Source organism: Pseudomonas sp. AU11447 (assembly GCF_001672555.2).
GTDB lineage: Bacteria > Pseudomonadota > Gammaproteobacteria > Pseudomonadales > Pseudomonadaceae > Pseudomonas > Pseudomonas nitroreducens.
The window spans coordinates 1-3,592 of record NZ_LZDG02000008.1 but is presented as its reverse complement, the minus strand read 5'-3'; the positions used below and the strand labels follow the sequence as shown (position 1 = coordinate 3,592).

3 protein-coding genes are annotated in these 3,592 nt (G+C 59.7%); all 3 read left to right on the top strand.

The features are described from left to right. A partial coding sequence (locus A6723_RS00065) for a DUF2345 domain-containing protein (RefSeq protein ID WP_139092865.1) occupies positions 1-687 on the top strand: 687 nt, incomplete at its 5' end. Beyond that, positions 684-2,591: a phosphatidylserine/phosphatidylglycerophosphate/cardiolipin synthase family protein gene (locus A6723_RS00060; protein WP_054906904.1), complete on the top strand. Its 1,908-nt coding sequence runs from the start codon at positions 684-686 to the stop codon at positions 2,589-2,591. The genes A6723_RS00065 and A6723_RS00060, both read left to right, overlap by 4 nt. Further along, a partial coding sequence (locus A6723_RS00055) for a DUF6396 domain-containing protein (RefSeq protein ID WP_064979529.1) occupies positions 2,591-3,592 on the top strand: 1,002 nt, incomplete at its 3' end. The genes A6723_RS00060 and A6723_RS00055, both read left to right, overlap by 1 nt.

The following is a 3,592-nucleotide window of genomic DNA, read 5'->3' as shown; positions in this document are numbered from 1 at the left end:
CTGTTCGTGCGCAAGCTCGGCATGAAGCTCATTGCCAACCAGGGCGCCGTGCAGATCCAGGCGCAGAACGACCGTATGGAAATTCTCGCCCGCCAGGGATTGGACATCGTCAGCACTGAAGATGAAATCCACATCACCGCCAAGAAGAAGATCGTCCTCAATGCCGGCGGCACCTATATCCGCATGGACAACTGCGGCATCGAATCCGGCACCCAGGGCGACTACCTGATCAAGTCGGCCCACTTTGATTTCCAGGGGCCGGCGAGCATGCCAGCGACCCACCCGCAATACCCCAGGCTCGAATCCACCCAGCGCATCAAGGTTCGTATTTCGCGCGCGCCCACCGCCCCGCAAAGCACCTGGGCAGGCATGCCTTACACGCTGTACGCCGATGGAGCGCCACTGGAGAAAGGCGTGCTGGACAAGAGCGGCTTCCTTGCCTTCGACCACCAGGTCATCACCCGGCAGTACCGGCTTGAGCTGGCAAACGGCGTCAGTTACCGCATTCCAGTGCCAGAGGATTACAGCAACCCGGAGCAGGGGGAGCTGGCGAATCGGGGGTTGCACAATCACCCGTCTCAGCCAGCTTATCCCGAGGCAGGCCCAGCTTCGCTGCACACCGACCATCGAAATGACTACGCCGCGTTACTGAAGGAAATTGCCAAACGAGCAGGAGATCAATCATGACTTGGCGCGAAATTGTTGCTCCGCTGTCGCTGCAGCACACCCAGGATGTGATGTGCACCTCGCCCTGGTTCGTGTGCAACACCGAATACATCCCTCGCCTAGCCACCTACAAGCCGTTGATCAACGGCGAGGAAGCCTTCCGCGCCGTCCATGAAGCCATCGAAAAGGCCACCAAAACGGTCGATATCATCTGCTGGGGCTTCCAGCCGTCGATGTACTTCATTCGCGATGGCAAATCTCCGAGCATCGGCGAATTGCTCATGGCCAAGGCGCAGGACAAGAACAACCCTGTGCGCGTGCGCATCCTGGGCTGGGAGCTGCCTTCCAACTCTACAGGCAAGGTGGGCGAAGCCAACCTGCCAGGCAAATTTCCGTATCTGTGGAACCGCGCCGGACAGACCGCCACAGATGAACAATATGCCTACGACCGCCAATGGTTCGTTGACTGTTCTGCAGCGGATGGGCGAGGAATGGATTGGCCCAGGAATCGCCCCGTGTTCGTCAGTCGAGGTTTCGGCGTCATACAACGAGCCGAAATCGCATATCAGGCCGCGCTGCATAGTCTTGATCCGGACCTGAGTGCTAAGACGATCGGTGCCCTGGCGGGGTTGGTTACCCATCACCAGAAGACCGTTATCGTCGACTTCGAACTGCCCGAGTGCGCAGTGGGCTTCGTCATGGGCCACAACACGCTCGACGAATACTGGGATACCGACGCGCACTCCGCCTGGGGGCGCACGCCGTCCGACAAGCCCGCTCCCAATCGCGGCCCTCGTGGCCGTCTACCACGCCAGGATATTTCCAGCCGAGTCACCGGGCCGATACTGTGCGACCTGCACCACAACTTCGCCCAAGCCTGGCTCCGCGAAACAGACGAAGATCTCTTCGCCCAACGCCAAGCGGCAGCGGTCGCCAAACAACTGGCCCCCTGCAAGGAAGATCCACTGCTCATGGCCCAACTCCTGCGCACCCAGGCGCAGGAGGACCGGCGCGATATCGAGCAGGTTTATCTGCAAGCTATCAACAACGCCACCCAGTTCATCTACATCGAAAACCAGTATTTCCGTTGGCCGCCACTGGCCGATGCGATCCTCGAAGCCGCCAAGGCACAGACCAACAATGGGCGCGATCCCGGCGAACACGGCGCGTTGCATCTATTCGTGATCACCAACGACACCAACGATGGCATGGGGGCGGGCACCGTCAACACTCAGCGCATGCTCGAACGCTTGGGCCGTGAGGAAACCATTCCGGAAGTCACCAAACTGCGCCGTATCGAACAAGCCAAACAGCGTGCCGCGGAACTGGAGCCAGCCTGGCACGACCGCCTCGAACAAACGGCGCTGGAGACCGTCACCTCACTGTCCGACGCCCTCGGCGGCACCACCTTGGGCGACAAAGCCAGGGACGCACAAGTGCAGGCCGAAGAAGCCGCACGGCAGCGCGCAGCCGATCTCAAGGCGAAGATCGAGCAGATCGAAAAGAACCCCGTCCACCGTCCGCCGGAGCGCCCCGGTTTGAAAATCCACGTCTGCTCGCTGGTGGCCAAGGACTCGCCCGCCGATGCCTGGGTGCCGGTGTACATCCACTCCAAGTTGATGATCGTCGACGACGTCTTCACCACCCACGGCTCGGCCAATATCAACACCCGCAGCATGCAGGTGGACAGTGAGATGAATATCGCCCACGAGAGGGCCGAGATCACCCAGGCCATGCGGCGGCGGTTGTGGCATCTGCATACCGCGGGGAAGGGGGCGCAGGATGAGCCAAAGAAGGCATTCAAGTCTTGGGAAGACATCATCAAAAACAATAAGGACTTTAAAAGCGATCAGAGGAATGGTGTACCTGGCGCGCCCATCGTCGAGTTCTATTACGACCAGGCCATCCTCAAGGACCTCGACTGATGCGCCGCCTGCTCTTGCTTACCAGCCTGCTGCTACTTGCCGCCTGCGACTCTGGTAGCGCCATCACTCCCCCGGAAAAGGAAACCACCGTGGACCCTTTGACCCAGATGCGCGCCAACCTGGCGTTCACCTGCGCCCATGAGCAGTTCCCCACGCCGACGGCGGACAGCGACACGCTGTTCCTCTACGCCCGCTGGCTACAAAAGAACAACCAGCTCAAGGAGGACCCGGCCGTGGATGTGCAGGTGGAACGGCTCTACCGCATCGCCGCCGAACACGGCCATGCCAAGGCCAATATCAACCTGCAGAATGGCTCCATGCAGGGCAAGTTCAGGCTGCGCAGCGCCGAGCATCTACGTCTGACGGAAGAGTTGATCAAGGTCAAAGTGGCCACGGGCTACACCATCATCGCCATTTCTCTGCAACAGGGTGCGCTGGGGCTTAAGGAAGACAAGGATATGGCCCTGCGGTATTACCGCAAGGCGTCGGACATGGGCAACCCTGAAGCACAGGCTTATGTGGCCGATAAATTGGCTCCGAGCGATGCGGCACCGGATATTGCCCGGCAGATGCGCCGCTGTGCCGCCGAGCAAGGCAATGGATCCGCCGCGAGCGATCTGGGAGTAAACCTTAAAAACAATAAAAGATTCCAGGAGGCTGTAGAGGCATTCCAGCTCGGAGTAGCGGCAGGTGATGAGAGTTCAGCATCCTTTCTGAATAGTGGATTTCGTAATCCTCCGCCTACCGACAGACTGTATTACCTCGGTCAACAGGAAGACCTCGAACGAGCCGAGCGCTACGAAAAAATCTGGAGCATCCTCGCGGACTACTCCTATGCCAATCCCAAAGTCCCCGAGATCAACGATATCCTTCCACTGCCCCCGGCCAAGCTGCCGCCATGGGACGGCAAGCTGAAATGGCTGGAGGAGCGCAAGGCCAATATCCCGCCGCCCAAGCCCAGCGAAGCGCTGATCCAGCAACTGGCCAAGGACAAACACCTC

What these genes read in the sequence shown, in the direction of transcription:
- A6723_RS00060 (WP_054906904.1), top strand. Translation starts at nt 684, where the DNA reads ATGACTTGGCGCGAAATTGTTGCTCCGCTGTCGCTGCAGCACACCCAG.